Origin of the sequence: Rhizobium sp. LjRoot258 (assembly GCF_964254185.1) — a bacterium.
GTDB lineage: Bacteria > Pseudomonadota > Alphaproteobacteria > Rhizobiales > Rhizobiaceae > Rhizobium.
This window is the reverse complement of the sequence record NZ_CAXUST020000002.1, coordinates 170,403-185,056: the sequence shown is the minus strand read 5'-3', so window position 1 is coordinate 185,056 and position 14,654 is coordinate 170,403. Positions and strand designations below refer to the sequence as shown.

The following is a 14,654-nucleotide window of genomic DNA, read 5'->3' as shown; positions in this document are numbered from 1 at the left end:
TCTACCGCCGTAGACCACAATCAAATGGTCCCTCCGGGCGGCGTCGCAAGAAAGTTTCGTCTACAGGAACAAGTCCGTGAGCGCCAAGCAGGTGGGCCAAGAACTGGGTGTCGGTTATGTGCTCGAAGGAAGTGTGCGCCGCTCTGGCGGTCGCCTTCGAGTCTCCACGCAACTGGTCGAGACCACCTCGGCCAGCCAAGTCTGGGCCGAACGCTATGACGTGGAACTGGAAGAGGCATTCGCAGTTCAAGACGCCATCGCGGAGAGGGTCGCAGGTGCGATTGAGCCAGAACTGCTGAAGACGGCGTCACTCCCCGCGGCGGCGCGGCACACGGGAAATATGACGGCGTGGGAGATAGTGCGGCAGGGGACCTGGTATTTCCACCACGTTGGCCAGCAGACCCACCTAATGGCACGAGAGCTATTCAGGGAGGCGTGTCGGCTTGACCCCGAACTTGCTGAAGCCCATCTCTGGCTTGGTCGCGTGAGCGCAGGCATCATCGCCTATGGATGGAGCGAGCATCCTTCCGAGGACATCAGGGAAGGGTTGGATGCCGCCTTGGCGGCAGTTCGGCTCGACGAAAAGAACCCGTACACACATTACGCGTTGGCGATCTGCAGCGCGTACTCGAATGCACCCGAAGAGGCGGTCCTTGCCGCCGAAAGGGCGATCGAGATCAGCCCGAGTTTCGCCCTTGGCCACCTTGTCTTGGGAATGGCGGAGCTCTTTAGGGGTAGCGCGTCTAGTGCCATAGCGCCACTAGAACACGGCCTCATGTTGAATGCCAACGACCCTCAGAACTTCGTTTGGCTGAACTTGCTGGCGCTGGCCCACTTGTTTGCAGGCGACGGAGCCAACGCGCTAGCTGCTGCCGTGAGAGCCCGAAAGGTGCGCCCTGCATGGCGGCCGGTCCAAGAAACGCTAGCCTGCTGCTATGCGACTGTCGGGCGTCTTGCAGAGGCTCGATCATCGCGCGAGTTGATGAGCGAAATGGAGAACCCGTCAGGCGATGCTTTAGAGCCGCTAAGACAGCGTAATCCGCATTGGCAGGAACGATTGGCAGAATTGTTGAAGCAAATCCCGAGTAACCCGCTTCCGACAGGGGGGCAGACATGAGTTATTTGCAGACGGGTCTTATAGGCACTTGGCGAACGCTGTCATGGACGCAAACAGGTGAGGTCTCCGACACACTCGGCGAGCGCCCTCCGGGCTATATCGACTATTCTCGGAAGGCCGCATGATGGTCCTGGTAATGAAGAACGATCGCCCACCTCCCGTGGCGCTTGTGCCGGGACCTACGTCGTCGATGCGGAGAAGGTGGGTACATTCCATCGATTCTGGAATCAGGGCTGGACCGGAACCCAACCCTCGTCGGTTGGGAAGGTTCGCCCAGAACCGACAGACATTCGAGTCCACCTAACAGTCACACATAAGGCGCGGCGGCAACCGACGTTCGATAGGCCGTATCCAGATACTGCTGTCCGCTATTGGCGCAAAGCTGGTCGCCCTCCGGCCCGAAGCGGTCACTACAAAGGTGCGCTTGAAAACAAACTGAGTTGGGACAACCAGTACTTAATTTAGGTTAATCGCGCCACCTGCGCGTGTGGGACTAATCAGCCGGAAAGTTAACGGGGAGGGGAAAGCGGCCGTCACAGGACCAATGTTGCGGTGCTCGCTGGTACCGGGGCATTAGCGGCTCGCAAGCGCGTTGCACAGGGCTGTTCTATGGCTGCTCGAGAGGGTTCGCCTTCCCCGCCTCGCATTCCGGCAGTCGCACAGGTTTGGCGAGTTTCGCCAGCGCCTCGGGCTTGGCGCACGCCAGGAAGCCAGCTAGCGGCATCGTCTCTATGAACCGACTGCGCTCCATCGTGCTTAGGCCGGGCTCATTAATCATGCTCTCTACAGTCAGGTCCGGGTGCTGCTTGAGAGCTTCTATAACCGAAGCATTCGCCTCATCGGTTCGACCCAGTGCCGCGAGGGAGCTGCTGCGCACCACCCAAGTCCACTTTTGGTAGTTGTTAGGCGTCATGCGCTCCAGCATCTTCACCGCGTCCTCATATCGGCCCGCCATAAAATAGGCAGGTGCGAAGAAGTTGGACGCCCACATCGGGTAGTTCGGGTCGAGCCGCATTACCTGGTCGACCATTTGAGCGCCGCGTTCGGGTTCACCGAAGCGTGCTGCAAAGCCGGTATAGAAAGTCAGGATTTCGGACGAACCCGGAGCTAGACGAAGGGCCGTGTCCAGCTCAGACTTGGCGCGGCCCATGTCGCCCTTATTAGCAAGGCTCATACCAAACACCGCATGTGCTTCAGCGTCGCTCGGATCAAGCCGCACCGCGCGTTCGGCCACATCGGCAGCAGCCTTGCGGTTACTCTCGGGATCGACGCCAAACACACCCATTAGATCATGAGCATGGTAAAGTTCTACCCAGGCCCGTGCCAGCCCCGGGTCCAGCTCGACGGCGCGGTTGAGAAGCGTGATGGCCTCCTCGTCATCGGCTTTGGTGAGCTTTTCAATCTTCTCGGACCCCAGAAGATAGTAATCATAGGCATTCAGGTTTTCAGGCCGTTTACGTTTTGCTGCAGCCCGCCCGGCCTCTTGAATCAGTCCCACTCCGCCGCCGAGGCGGTTGGCGACCTGCTCTGCGATTTCGGTCTGAACGGCGAACACGTCCTCAGCGGGCCGGTCCCAATTCTCCGACCAAAGATGGTGGCCGGTTTTTGCATCGATCAACTGTGCCGTGATCCGTACCCGGCCACTCTGCCGCTGGATCGAGCCTTCCAGTACAAAGCCGACATGGAGCGCACTTGCGACCTGGCGGGCATCCACCGGCGTGTCTTTATAAACTTCCGTCGAATTCCGCGCCACCACCTCGAATTCGGGAAACCGCGCGAGGTCGGTGATGATGTCCTCAGTCAGGCCATCGGCCAGGCGCCCGCTAGCCTCGTCGCCGCCATAATTGTCGAAGGGCAGCACCGCCACCGACGGCTTGCCGCTCAAAGCTTCGGGCTGCAAGAACCACCAGACCCCGCCGCCCGCCAGAGCAAGCGCCACGATCGCCGCCGCAGCCGTCTCGGCCCAGCGCGGTATCATTCCGAGAAGTGGGCGACGCGCCCGTTTGCCGTCGAGTCTCAGCCGATACATCCGCACTGGGCGGCTGATGTTCTTGACCTGCTGCTCGCCGGCAAAATCGAGCGGCCAGTCGAGTTTGCCCTGGAGATGATCGTATGCCGTCCCCGACACCATCACGCCGCCCGGATCGGCCAAATGCTCCAACCGCGCGGCGACATTCACCCCATCCCCATAGACATCGCCATCCACCAATGCCACATCGCCCAGATTGACCCCGACGCGGAATACGATGCGCTCAGGCTCCGGTAGGTCGGCGTTGCGCGCCGCCACGATATTCTGAAACTCCGCGGCGCAGGCAACCGCATCAACCACGCTGTCGAAGGCGACGAGCGCGCCGTCGCCCATCAGCTTAATAACGGTGCCATGGCGCAGGGAGATGGCGGGATTAATCAGGTCGGCGCGGATGGCCTTCAGTCGCTTGATGGTGCCGGCCTCATCGGCCTCCATCGCCTTCGAGTAGCCTACCATATCCGCCGCCAGGATCGCGAGCAGCTTCCGGTCGAGCGCTGGGGTACTCATCATCGTTGCCTTGCATCAACATGCAATCGTGTCGGCAGTCTACACCGATCGAAGCGCCGCAACTAGCACACCGCCAAAACGGCATGCCTGCTTGTTGGCGCAAAGCAGCCGACGAGCCTTAACTGCTGGCATCTGCTAGCGGACAGCTCAAGTCCCACGCCTAACGGGATCCCTGCGTCAAAAGCTCGACCCTGCGAAGTCGGAAGAAGTACCTGCGGGCGTCGCCTTCCACGCACATCATCCCGGCAACTTCCTCATCAGCGATCAGTCGGAGGTAGTCGACAATCGGTTGCTTGTCGTAGACCATTGCTGCCGTCTCGACGCCGTCCAGCGTCCGGAGTTCCAAGGACGCCGTGGTGCCTCGAGCGCGGAACGCCCTGTGCAGATACGAGAACCAGTTGCGAGCGATGAACGTGCGCCCTAACGAGGCGAACCTGATCGCCTGCCTGATCGGGAAGAACGCTGGCTCGATTGCAACCAGGCGGCCGCCCCTCCGCTGGAAGAGCAGGGCGTCAGCCCGCAGGTCAGGACGGATACGCTTGCCGAACCAGTCCAGGTTTTCGAGCACGCCATCAAGAGGATGTCCAGACGGTATGCTGACGCCGCGCCATAGGCCGATCATGTCGTCCAACGGGACAGGCTCCAGCGACCGGAACCAATTCGTTCTTGCTTTCTGCAGATCGGTTGACACCGCACCTCTCCTTACCGGCCCGTCTGCGAGTGAAATTTGCGAGGAAGAGGGAAGTTCCTGAACAAAGGAGGGCCGGCACCCCGTAGGTCCGACCCCCACAATCAGTTTCCACCGTGGATTTATCTCTGCACGACAGAACAGGGATTAAACCCGCCTGGAAGGCTAGCCATAGGTGTGCGTGTACTTGCCTTCTCGGAAGTCCTCGAACCGTTGGGACCAGCGTTTACCCGGCCAGACATAATCCACTCGCCCTTCCACAGGTCGGTAAACGGCCGTGTAGAGAGTCGGGTGCGAACCACGCCTGGAGTAAAGTGGCGGCTCAAGGAATAGGTCGGTCAGCCGCGAAAGCGACATGGACGGGTCTTCCAGCGCTTGCTGAGCCATGAGCTGGCGCGCCATTGAGGACGATGAGGGTCTAGCGGTTCGCTGATGGTTCGTGCACGCTTTCAGGCGCGAAATGATCGGCCGCTGGCGAGGGCCGAGGAATAGGGTGGCGTAGCGGCCTGAGCGGTCGAGGACGGTCACGTTCTGCGAAAGCGCCACGGGTATTCGGCACAGTGCCTCCACTGCCTGGTCCACTTGATGACAAGTCTCCAGGATGTAACGGATCATGAGGATTATCGAGAAACCGACGCCCTGAGTGCGGCTTCCGCCGAGCGTCACACTGGCGACCAGTCCCTCCTCGTTCATCCCGTCGACACAACCTCCCCATGGTCGCTGCGCCTTGGAGATTACCCTCAATCCCGACCATGCGGTCATCTCAAAGCGAGCCGAAACGATGTCGGGCGGATAGTCGAAGTTGCGGATCAGTGCCGGTCCTTCTTTGCCCAGCCAGACAGCCTGACTGCAGCCGTAGCGTTCCGGCGCGGGCCGATAGTGGCTCAGCATCCGATGCGCCACCTCATCATCTCCAACGAGGGCGCATGCGTCCTCATAGCAAGGCACTAACTCGGGCATGTACTGCAGCAAGGCAGCGCGACAGTCCTTGGCGGTTGGGGTCGGTGACGCAGCCTGGCCGAAATACCATCTCTCGGCCTCTGCCCGCCCAGCGATAAATCGGGATAGCCAAGCTTCCCCAGGCCGATCTTCCCGCGCTGTCACGAATGTCTTGTCCATAGCGACAGGAGTATAGGAATTGAACCGTTCGAGTGGCAAGGCGAACCTTGTTGTCTGATTGCACCTGTTGCGGCCACTCGCGCGACATGCGAAATTCCAGCCATGCAGCGGTCCGTCAGCAAGCCGGGGAGCTTGTCGTTTGAGATTGAGCTACGGAGGAACCGATGCCCAAAGTTGATATCGACGCAGTTCCGGAGATCAAGGGGGCTGGCTATCCACCGCCGTTCAGAACCCCTTGCGCTGATCGCATCCGACGGAGGCTCGGAGATGCAGGAAACCTCACCGACTTTGGCGTCAACCTCATGCGGCTGCCGCCTGGCAATTGGTCGAGCCAGCGTCATTGGCATTCTCATGAAGATGAATTCGTCTTCATCCTGACGGGTGAAGTTGTGCTGATTGAGGATGAGGGCGAAACTGTTCTGCACGCCGGGGATTGCGCCGCTTTCCCAAAGAACACCGGCAATGGTCATCACATGGTCAATCGGTCCGGTTCCACAGCGCTGTACATTGAGGTTGGGTCCCGCTGGCCTGAAGACATCACCACCTGCTCAGACATTGATGTGAAAAGCACAAACGCTGACGGACACTTCGTCCATAAAGACGGCGCTCCCTATTAGCCAAGCTCGCAGCTGACTGACGAACGGAGACGTTCGTCAGTCGCAATGCCTCAGGACACGCGTCAGGAACGAATAGCAACTTCGGCGGCTGGCAGAGGGAAATACGAAGCGTCCAAGGATAAGCCTTGCGCGATCGTCCTTGCGGCGAGCGTGAAATACACGACGGCGATTCAAGTGGTTGTCGTACCCATTGCTCACTCCGAACCCGACCCGATGACCCCAGTCGCGTTGACTACGGGTTCATTCCTGAGGATTTTTTCAACCGGATCAAAGCTGTAATCGTTGCAGAAAATAGAAAGAGGAAGCTCTCTCTCTCACGCCGCGAGATGAGTAGCCTTGGCGCTCAGGCTCGACTTTGTGGCACTTGAAACCATTCAAAACCTTGCCCTCTAACACCCACCTAACCCTTCAATCTCGCTTCGACTGGTGCACCGCATTCGATCTTCCGCTTCTCGTTCCGACCGCGTAAGCAGATATTTGCTCGTCGAAACCCTTGAGCTGCCGCGTACCGAGAGCAATCATTGAAACTTTGCCACGCACGGATTGCGCCACGGCATGGTCGACGAGGATCTGTAGATCATCGGCGGATGAACACAATCGCGACGCCAGGTTCACGACATGGCCGATCGCAGTGTAGTCAACGCGCTCTTCATAACCAATTCGGCCGACCGTCGCCCATCCCATCGCCAGTCCTATGCCGAAACCGATCGCATGGCCGCGCAGTCGCCACTCAGCAATCAGGCACTGAATATCATTCTGCATGTCGATCGCCATCTCAACGGCACGAAGCGCCGGGTCTGCGCATGCTACCGGGGCGTTGACGAGCACCATCAGACCATCAGCCGCGAAGTTGGTCAGCGTGGCCTCGTAGCGTGTGATGATGGCGCCGAGCGCCTCATAGTACTCGCGCAAGACCTGCATGATCTCCTCAGGTTCGGCGTGCGCCGAAAACGCGGTGAACCCGCGTAAATCGCAAAAGACAGCGACGACTTCCGCGCGTTGCCCGGACAGCACGCTCTCGTCGCCGGACTTTTCCACGAGTTCGGCGACCTGAGGTGCGAGAAAACGCTTTAGCCGCGCGATTCGCTCGGAACGATCCCGAGATATGGCGAGTTCTTGCGCCATCTCATTGAACCGGTCGGCCAGCCGTTCAAGTTCGTCTCCAGTGCCGATGTCGATCCGGTGCTCGAACTGTCCGGCTCCGATTTTTTCGGTGCCCTCTTCCAGTAGGCGGATGGGCCCGGTCATCCGAGTGGCAAGCCAGTAGGCAAGCGCCGATGCGAAGACGGTGGCGGCGAGCAGCAGGCCTCCCGTGCGCCACAACGAGGCATACAGCGGTGCAAAAGCCTCTGCCTGTGCCTGTTCCGCAAACACCGTCCAGCCGACGTCCGGGATTGGTGCCATGGCGGTCACGATTGGTTCATTTTCGGCGTTGCGCGCCGTGGTCGCCCGTCCGCCTGCGGCGATCTCGTCCCGCAATCTGGTGAGGGCGGCCGCGGTGTTGTCGTCAGTACCTTGCAACACCTTGCTGATGTCGGGGTGGGCGATGAGCCGGCCGGACCGATCGAGAACGAACGCGCGACCGGTACTACCGACGCGAATTTCCGAAACGACTGTCCAGACAAGCTTCAGGTTGATCTCCGCCACGACGGCGCCACCTGCCTTGCGGTTTCCGGCCATGGCCATGGTCATGAACGGCTCGGAGCCATCGCGAAAGGTGACTGGCCCATACCAAATGCCATTCGAACGAACTCCAAGGACAGCAGGATCGCCAGAGCGATCCGATCCGCCTTCCATTCTGTTCAAGTCAATGCGGGAGACATGCAGCCGTTCGACGCCGCCATCGTCAACAAGGGTGACGCTGATGATCGCCGGGACCCGTCGCATCACTCGCAGTGCATCGAGTCGATGCTGTCCCTCGTCCTGGGTCCAGGAATGTTCGATCGTCCAACCCAGTTGATCCTTGATGCCATCGAGAAAGCTCTGGATTTTACCGGCCGCTGATGTGGCCTCCACTCGCAGCAAAGCACTGAGCATGGCACGCTGGTCGCGATAGCCGAACCATGCGTCGCCGATGCCGCTGACAGCCACCGGGACAATGACCGCAGCGAAGAAGGCGAGGAAGTACTTCCGGAACAGCGATCGGCGCATCGGGAGGGCTTGGAGCTGGACCGAACGCCGCACACCATCCTCACTCGACGACGTCATCAGCCATCAATAAAAGGGTCTGTGGTAGCTCGATTCCGAGGGCTTTGGCCGTTTTCAGATTGACCGACAGGTTGAAATTCGTCGGCTGCTCGATCGGCAACTCCCCTGGCTTGGTGCCTTTCAAAATGCGATCGACATAAAAGGCGAGCCTGTGTTGCATCTTGCCATAGTCCGCCGAATAGGCCATCAGGCAGCCGTCTGCGACGTACCACGAACCCCAGGCCATGGTCGGCAGGCGATGCGCGATCGCCAAGGTGGCAATGCGCGAAGACTGGTCGGCCAGCATCATGTCGGGCAGCACAAAAAGAGCCTGCGCGCCCGCGGCGGCCATGCGGTCGACTGCGGCATCGAGTTCTTCCGGCTCGCCGACATGCTGGATGCTCACCGCGATGCCGAGCCGATTGGCCGCATCCTTGGTGTCCCTTTCGAAATTTAGATGGGAGACCACCGGGTTTGCCAGCACGCCGACTGTGGCCAGTTCTGGCATTGCTTCCACCAAAAGCTCCAGGCGTTTGGCGGCGAGTTCGCTAGCGTAGTAGCTGATGCCGGTGAAATTGCCGCCCGGTTTTGCAAGGCTACGAACGAACCCCGTCGCCACCGGATTACCGCTTAGGATCGACACGATCGGAATTGTACTGGTCGCCTCGTGGGCAGCCTGTCCCGCTGGATGCGACATCGTGACGATCACGTCAACAGGGAACTGCACCAGTTCTGTTGCCGCCGCCGGCAAGCCATTGTTGTGCTTGCCTGCACTGCGGCACTGGAAGCTGACGGTCTCGTTCAGCTTGTACCCGAGTTCGCCAAGCCCGCTAATGAACGATCCAAACTCACCGGACCCAGCCAGATAGCGAGGCATGTTGCAGGGCCACCAGGCGAGAAGGCCGATTCGTGGCGTCTCTACCGACGCCTGCTGCGCGGCGGCGATGGCAGGAAAGCTCATCGCAACAGCAACTGCAAGGTACAGGTGGTATCGTCGTTTCGGTTTCATCCGAGCACCCCTCGCCGACCCACGGCACATGGCGGATGCATGGTGAGATCAAGCTAATTGCTGCAAGCTCGTATTTCGACGCGCCCCTTCTGCGAAGGCGTGGCCGACGAACAAGCCAAAATCGTCAGGGCACGAAAGTATAGTCGATATTGCCGCGGATTGGTAGCGCAGGCGGCACATGGAGCGGTGTCCAAGCAATGCCTCAGGGCCGCCAAAAGCGATTGAGGCGGCCGCGAACGTCCCGAGTTCAGCCAGCAAAAGTGGAACACTGACCTTTAACTCCCTCAACAGGGGCTGCGAGCCGTTAACTCGCGACGCTCCGCCATTCATCAATCGCCAACGTGATGTCGCGGGCGTTCCGGATGCGAAGATGCAGTCCGTCAGCACGGGGCATGGTACGTAGACTTTCGCGGGGAGCGAGCAATTGGTCATTTTGGGAGTGGTCGAAATCGCAAGGCTGTCTTCTTGGAGACCGGCAGCGTCGCGAAGAACGGTCTTCGCGGCTCTAACCAAAACGCTCACCGCGTGCTCAAGGAACGAACGACCCGTCGAGTTCAGGACAATCAATCGACCCACGCGATCCGTTGAAGCTTCCAGGGTCACAGCCGGCCGCTCTAGCGCATCGGATCAGCCCGCAGCCTTGGCGGGCGACCGCAGGAAAGCTCTGCGATCCAATTCGGTGGTCCTGAGCGAACTTCTGAGCCGCAAGAGATCTTTGCGTGCGATCAATCCGACCAGCTTTCGGGTCTGCGGATCTACGACAGGAATGCGGCCTGCGTCTGTGGAAATCATGAGATCGGCTATGAAGCCGACCGTGTCTTCCGGATGCCCAACGGGAATCGAGGCGTCCGAAATCCGGTCACCAAGGCTTTGATCCGACAGCTCGGTATCGTTCTGCCAAAGCAACGCGTCGCCGCGGGTCACGAAACCGGCGAGGGTTCCATCTTCGTATGTCACCGGATAATAGCGATGTGTCTCCCGGGGGCCGGCAAAAAACTCGCGGGCATCCGCCACTGTCATTGAAGCCGGCAGGGTATCGACATCGGAAATCATGATGTCGCGGGCGCGTGTCAGCTCGAAAGGGTCGATGCCATATTCGCGGGTAATATGCTGGCCACGCCGGGCAATCTTCTCGGTCAGTATGGACCGACGAAGAAGCAGCACGGTGACTGCATAGGCGGCGACCGTGGCAACGAGTAACGGAACGAGCGTGCTTCCATCGCCGGTGATTTCGAAGGCGAAGAAGGTCCCCGTCAGAGGCGCGCGCATGGTACCACCCATCATGGCCGCCATCCCAAGCAGGGCCCAGAAGCCGGGCTCGCCGGGAAAGACTATGCCCATCAGCCACCCCAGCGCGCCTCCCAGGATGAGGAGTGGAGCGAGCACGCCACCTGACGTGCCTGACGACAGCGCCACGAGCCAAATTACAGTTTTGACGACAAGAATGAGGACCACAGCTTTTGCAACGATATTGCCGCTCAGCAGGTCGGCAATGATGTCATAACCCACCCCGAGTGCACGGGGTTCGACCAAGCCGCCTAGCCCGATCACAACGCCGCCGAGGGCGGGCCACCACATCCAATGAATCGGAAGGCTCTCGAAGGCGTCCTCGATTCTATAGAGAAGGGTGGTCAGCAGACCGGACTGAAGTCCGGAGGCGATCCCCATGACCACACAAAGCAGGATTTCCCACCACGGCAGGCTGACTTGGAAGTGCGTAGGGAAGAGCGGACCGCTGCCGAAGAGAAAGGGCCGCCAGCAAACCGACACCGCCGCTGCAACGGCCACGGGAATGAAACTGCGCGGCTTCCATTCGAAGAGTAGAAGTTCGACCGCCAGCATGACCGCCGCGATCGGCGAACCGAAAATCGCAGTCATGCCTGCCGCAGCGCCGGCGACAAGCAATGTCTTACGCTCGGCGGCGCTCATGTGAAAGAACTGGGCAAACAGCGATCCGATCGCGCCGCCGGTCATGATGATTGGACCTTCGGCGCCAAACGGTCCTCCGGTTCCGATCGAGATTGCCGAGGAGAGGGGCTTGAGAAGGGCCACCTTCGGGGACATCCGGCTTCCGCCTATGAGGATAGCCTCGATGGCTTCGGGAATACCGTGGCCGCGGATTTTCTCGGATCCGAACCGCGCCATCAAGCCGATAACCAGACCACCGATGACGGGGGCGACCACCATCCATGCAGATCGCGGCGCATCCGCCAGCGATGGTGGAACGATACTGACGTGTCCGAACCAAACGATGTTGGTGACGAGAGATATGAGACTGACAAGTACCCAGGCCGCTAGCGCGCCGCCGGAACCAACAACGATTGCCATGCCGATCAGGAGCAGAACTCGCTTGTCGGTCGTAAAGTCGCCCGCTTCACGACGTGCGAGGCCGCCGATGAAGTCGTGTTGGGGGTATTTTTTCTCGGGAATGGATCTGGCCAAGCTTTTTCTCCGGCGGGCGGTCGATTTTTCGTACAGCTTACTATATCGTGATACGATATAAATCAATCCACTTCTGGAGGTTGAAATGACCCGACACATCGACCAACTCTCTCCAGGGGACTACGAAGCGCTAGCCGATCTCCGGTACGAGCTGAGGCGGTTCACGGATTTCAGCACTGGAGAAGTCCAACGGCTTGGAATGACACCTGAACAGCATCAGGCTCTTCTGGCAATCAAGGGTATTTCCAAAGGAAAGCGAATGACGATTGGAATACTGGCCGATCGTCTGTTGATCGCCCCGCATTCGGCCACGGCTCTCGTCAACAGGCTTGAGGAGATGCAGTTGCTGGCACGCACAGCAACCAAAGCGGATTCGCGACGGCAATACTTGGCATTAACTCCTGCAGCCGAGTGGATTCTGGAACAGTTGAGCGGAGCGCATCTTCATGAGATACGTGAAATGGCTCCTGAGCTAATGCATGCCCTTCGCGTTCTGCAGGACCGACGAAGGTTAGGGCAGATTGCATGGATGTCGTAGGTTGCAAATTCCTGAACCCACTGGAGGCACTGTGGCAACTACGAGAGATTCCTTGAGCGACAGTGACTACGAGACACTTGCCAATTTGCGATACGCGTTGCGACGGTTCATGGATTTCAGCACCTCAGCCGCGTATGAGGAGGGCCTGCCGACACAACAGCACCAGGCGCTACTCGCCGTGAAAGGTCATGCCGGCCCGGAACGAATGAGTGTCGGGATGCTTGCCAGCCGACTTCTGATCGCGCCGCATACCGCGACCGAGTTGGTCGGAAGGTTGAATGCGGCGGGTTTGATCGCGCGGCACACCGATCCGGAAGATAAGCGCCGGCAGACCCTGGAGCTCACTGAAAAAGCGGAAGCGCTCCTGGTTCGGCTGAGTTCCGTTCACCTGCGAGAAATCCGGGAAATGGCCCCTGAGCTAATCGCGCTCTTACAACGCCTCCAGCGAGGATCCTAAGTCCTTTTGAACGAGCGACATCGTGTACGAAGCGACATTGCGAAGGGTTCCAGCGAATAAAGGAAGAAGTGAGACCAGGGCACCATCATCTGCAACGCAGAACGGCGGGTGGTGGTCCGCTCTTCGAGCGATGCTGTGTGTCGGTCTGTCGAACTTAGTTGTAACCGGTGCGCCGCTCACACCTGGGTGGGATAATTCCCGTATCTAATATCAACGCCACCAACCGTGGAGAGGCGTGGCAACTATGCGCCAGAGGCGGTCACAGGCATTGTTCTTCAGGTAATGCTGGTCGAAGTCTTAGATCGCCATCGCCTTTGCCGGTGACGTAAGGCGATCCTTATCCGGGGAAATCGTCGTTCTCGTCTGCATAAGACTTGCGCTGCAGGAGCGCCTCGGCCTCAGGCGACGGACCATCCACCGTCCACCAGCAGGTTGGCGCCGGTGATTAGGCTCGCAGCCGGTGATGCAAGGAAGACGACGGCACCTACCACATCATCGGTTTCACCGATCCGGCCGAGTGGAATGTGACCGAGCGTCGCTTTGCGATTGTCGGCATCGGATAGAAAAGGTGCTGTACCATCCGTGTGGATGAACGTCGGCGACACGGTATTTACGGTGACATCATAGCGTGCCCATTCGGCTGCAAGGCAACGCGTGAGGTGATTAATTGCCGCCTTGCTCATGCAATAGATTGCCTCGCCGCGCAGTGCCACGGTACCGGCCTGTGAGCTGATGTTGATGATCCGGCCCCCATTGCGCTTGATCATGTGACGGCCTACTGCCTGCGTCATCAGAAAGGTGCCCTTGATGTTGACATCGAGTATCTCGTCAAGGTCCTTCTCCTCAACGAGTTCCGCGAGATTGCCCGGAGCCACGCCGACGTTGTTGACGAGGACGTCGATCCGACCGAACGTCGTAAGCGCCGCGTCGACGGCTTGTGCGATATGGGCCTTATTGGGAATGTCCAGTTCAACAGGGAGGACTTTTCGTCCCGCGCCCTGAAGTTCGGCAACCAGGTCCGCCGACGCTGCGACATCGCGGACCCCCAAAACAATATCGGAGCCTGCTGCGGCGCAGGCAAGTGCGCAAGCTCGACCGATGCCACGGCTCGCTCCCGTCACCAAAGTCACCTTGCCCTCAAGGCTGAAGTCCGGCGCATTCTTCTGCATCATGATGCCTCCCTCGATGAAGCTCATTTATGGCAGCGTCGGCGTGCGGATGCCAGATGTTCTGCGCATCTGAGGAGCGTCCCTTTGACCAATGGGCGATCCCCCAGCGTCTCTAGAGTCAGATTGCTCGGGTAGCCCGAGCGTTGCGCGTTCACGCGCAGTCCTATCTTAAAACTGATTGCATAACGCAACTAGAACTACGGTGGCGCAGGCGCTTAGGAGGAGAAAGAGGGCATGGCCAAGCTCGTCTTCGGAAATGATGCGGTCGTTAGACGGCCACGTCGACAATATGGAGTTTGCGCCGGGCCCTGCACTCTTCGGTCACTTCTTCGAGGAACTGCGCGGCCTGACCGGCTGCGTGTACGGGGAGGTTCGCGGCCAATTCGCCATGCCATTCATCTTCAGCGTTGTAGGTGAGTGAGAGACGGTTCATCTGGGAAGCGTAACCGGAGTCGGCAAATCTTTGCAACTGAACGGCAACACATTCAATCAGGTCGGACATGGCAGCTTTGTGCCGACGGGCGACGACGACATCGGCGGCATCACCGGACATTGCGCAGCGAGGCACGCCTGCTTTCAGGACTGGCTCACGGTGCCGACGCGATTTCGCTTGGCTGCAGCCTGCCCGTTAACCTTCATCCGACAAGATGTACCGTCCGCACGGCACAGGTCGAGATGGTGGGGTATGAGGGCTCGAGATTTTTGGGCTGCCTTGGGAGCAGTATGCGGGACAGGTTTCGGTTTCTTGATGGCCGCGCTTGAATATCCCGTGTGG

The 14,654-nt window shown here is 59.4% G+C and carries 12 protein-coding genes; 4 read left to right on the top strand and 8 right to left on the bottom strand.

The annotated features are described in order from the left end of the window. Positions 1-76: 76 nt before the first annotated feature. Entirely contained in the window at positions 77-1,117 is a 1,041-nt protein-coding gene (locus ACSQ9D_RS21745) for a tetratricopeptide repeat protein (protein ID WP_436284047.1), read from the top strand. A 607-nt stretch (positions 1,118-1,724) separates the two neighbouring features. On the opposite strand, the gene ACSQ9D_RS21740 is transcribed toward ACSQ9D_RS21745, so the two are convergent. The 3 genes from ACSQ9D_RS21740 to ACSQ9D_RS21730 all read right to left on the bottom strand — a co-directional run bounded on the left by ACSQ9D_RS21740 (position 1,725) and on the right by ACSQ9D_RS21730 (position 5,460). Then, entirely contained in the window at positions 1,725-3,653 is a 1,929-nt protein-coding gene (locus ACSQ9D_RS21740; RefSeq protein WP_436284046.1) for an adenylate/guanylate cyclase domain-containing protein, read from the bottom strand. A gap of 160 nt (positions 3,654-3,813) precedes the next feature. Further along, complete coding sequence (locus ACSQ9D_RS21735) at positions 3,814-4,344, bottom strand: GXWXG domain-containing protein (protein ID WP_436284045.1); 531 nt, start codon at positions 4,342-4,344, stop codon at positions 3,814-3,816. Between the two features lie 162 nt (positions 4,345-4,506). Further along, on the bottom strand, positions 4,507-5,460 hold the full coding sequence (locus tag ACSQ9D_RS21730; RefSeq protein WP_436285138.1) for a C45 family autoproteolytic acyltransferase/hydolase: 954 nt from the start codon (positions 5,458-5,460) through the stop codon (positions 4,507-4,509). 164 nt (positions 5,461-5,624) lie between these two features. On the opposite strand from ACSQ9D_RS21730, the gene ACSQ9D_RS21725 reads away from it, so the two are divergent. Beyond that, on the top strand, positions 5,625-6,077 hold the full coding sequence (locus ACSQ9D_RS21725; RefSeq protein ID WP_436284044.1) for a cupin domain-containing protein: 453 nt from the start codon (positions 5,625-5,627) through the stop codon (positions 6,075-6,077). Positions 6,078-6,485: 408 nt separating this feature from the next. Here ACSQ9D_RS21725 and ACSQ9D_RS21720 read toward each other — a convergent pair whose 3' ends face one another. The 3 genes from ACSQ9D_RS21720 to ACSQ9D_RS21710 form a co-directional block, all read right to left on the bottom strand. Further along, the gene (locus ACSQ9D_RS21720; protein ID WP_436284043.1) at positions 6,486-8,285 is read right to left on the bottom strand and encodes an adenylate/guanylate cyclase domain-containing protein; all 1,800 of its coding nucleotides are present in this window, start codon (positions 8,283-8,285) and stop codon (positions 6,486-6,488) included. After that, a complete protein-coding gene (locus tag ACSQ9D_RS21715; RefSeq protein ID WP_436284042.1) occupies positions 8,269-9,273 on the bottom strand; it encodes an ABC transporter substrate-binding protein in 1,005 nt (334 codons plus the stop codon). The genes ACSQ9D_RS21720 and ACSQ9D_RS21715 overlap by 17 nt, the downstream gene beginning before the upstream one ends. A 627-nt stretch (positions 9,274-9,900) precedes the next feature. Beyond that, entirely contained in the window at positions 9,901-11,715 is a 1,815-nt protein-coding gene (locus tag ACSQ9D_RS21710) for a chloride channel protein (RefSeq protein ID WP_436284041.1), read from the bottom strand. An 85-nt stretch (positions 11,716-11,800) separates the two neighbouring features. On the opposite strand from ACSQ9D_RS21710, the gene ACSQ9D_RS21705 reads away from it, so the two are divergent. Beyond that, positions 11,801-12,253: a MarR family winged helix-turn-helix transcriptional regulator gene (locus ACSQ9D_RS21705; RefSeq protein ID WP_436284040.1), complete on the top strand. Its 453-nt coding sequence runs from the start codon at positions 11,801-11,803 to the stop codon at positions 12,251-12,253. Positions 12,254-12,305: 52 nt separating this feature from the next. After that, positions 12,306-12,710 carry a MarR family winged helix-turn-helix transcriptional regulator gene (locus ACSQ9D_RS21700; protein WP_436284039.1) on the top strand — a complete coding sequence of 135 codons (405 nt, stop codon included), beginning with the start codon at positions 12,306-12,308 and terminating at the stop codon, positions 12,708-12,710. Positions 12,711-13,108: 398 nt separating this feature from the next. Here ACSQ9D_RS21700 and ACSQ9D_RS21695 read toward each other — a convergent pair whose 3' ends face one another. Together ACSQ9D_RS21695 and ACSQ9D_RS21690 are read right to left on the bottom strand one after the other, a co-directional pair. Beyond that, a complete protein-coding gene (locus ACSQ9D_RS21695) occupies positions 13,109-13,879 on the bottom strand; it encodes an SDR family NAD(P)-dependent oxidoreductase (RefSeq protein ID WP_436285137.1) in 771 nt (256 codons plus the stop codon). 268 nt (positions 13,880-14,147) lie between these two features. Continuing rightward, positions 14,148-14,432: a hypothetical protein gene (locus ACSQ9D_RS21690; RefSeq protein WP_436284038.1), complete on the bottom strand. Its 285-nt coding sequence runs from the start codon at positions 14,430-14,432 to the stop codon at positions 14,148-14,150. Positions 14,433-14,654: the final 222 nt, after the last annotated feature.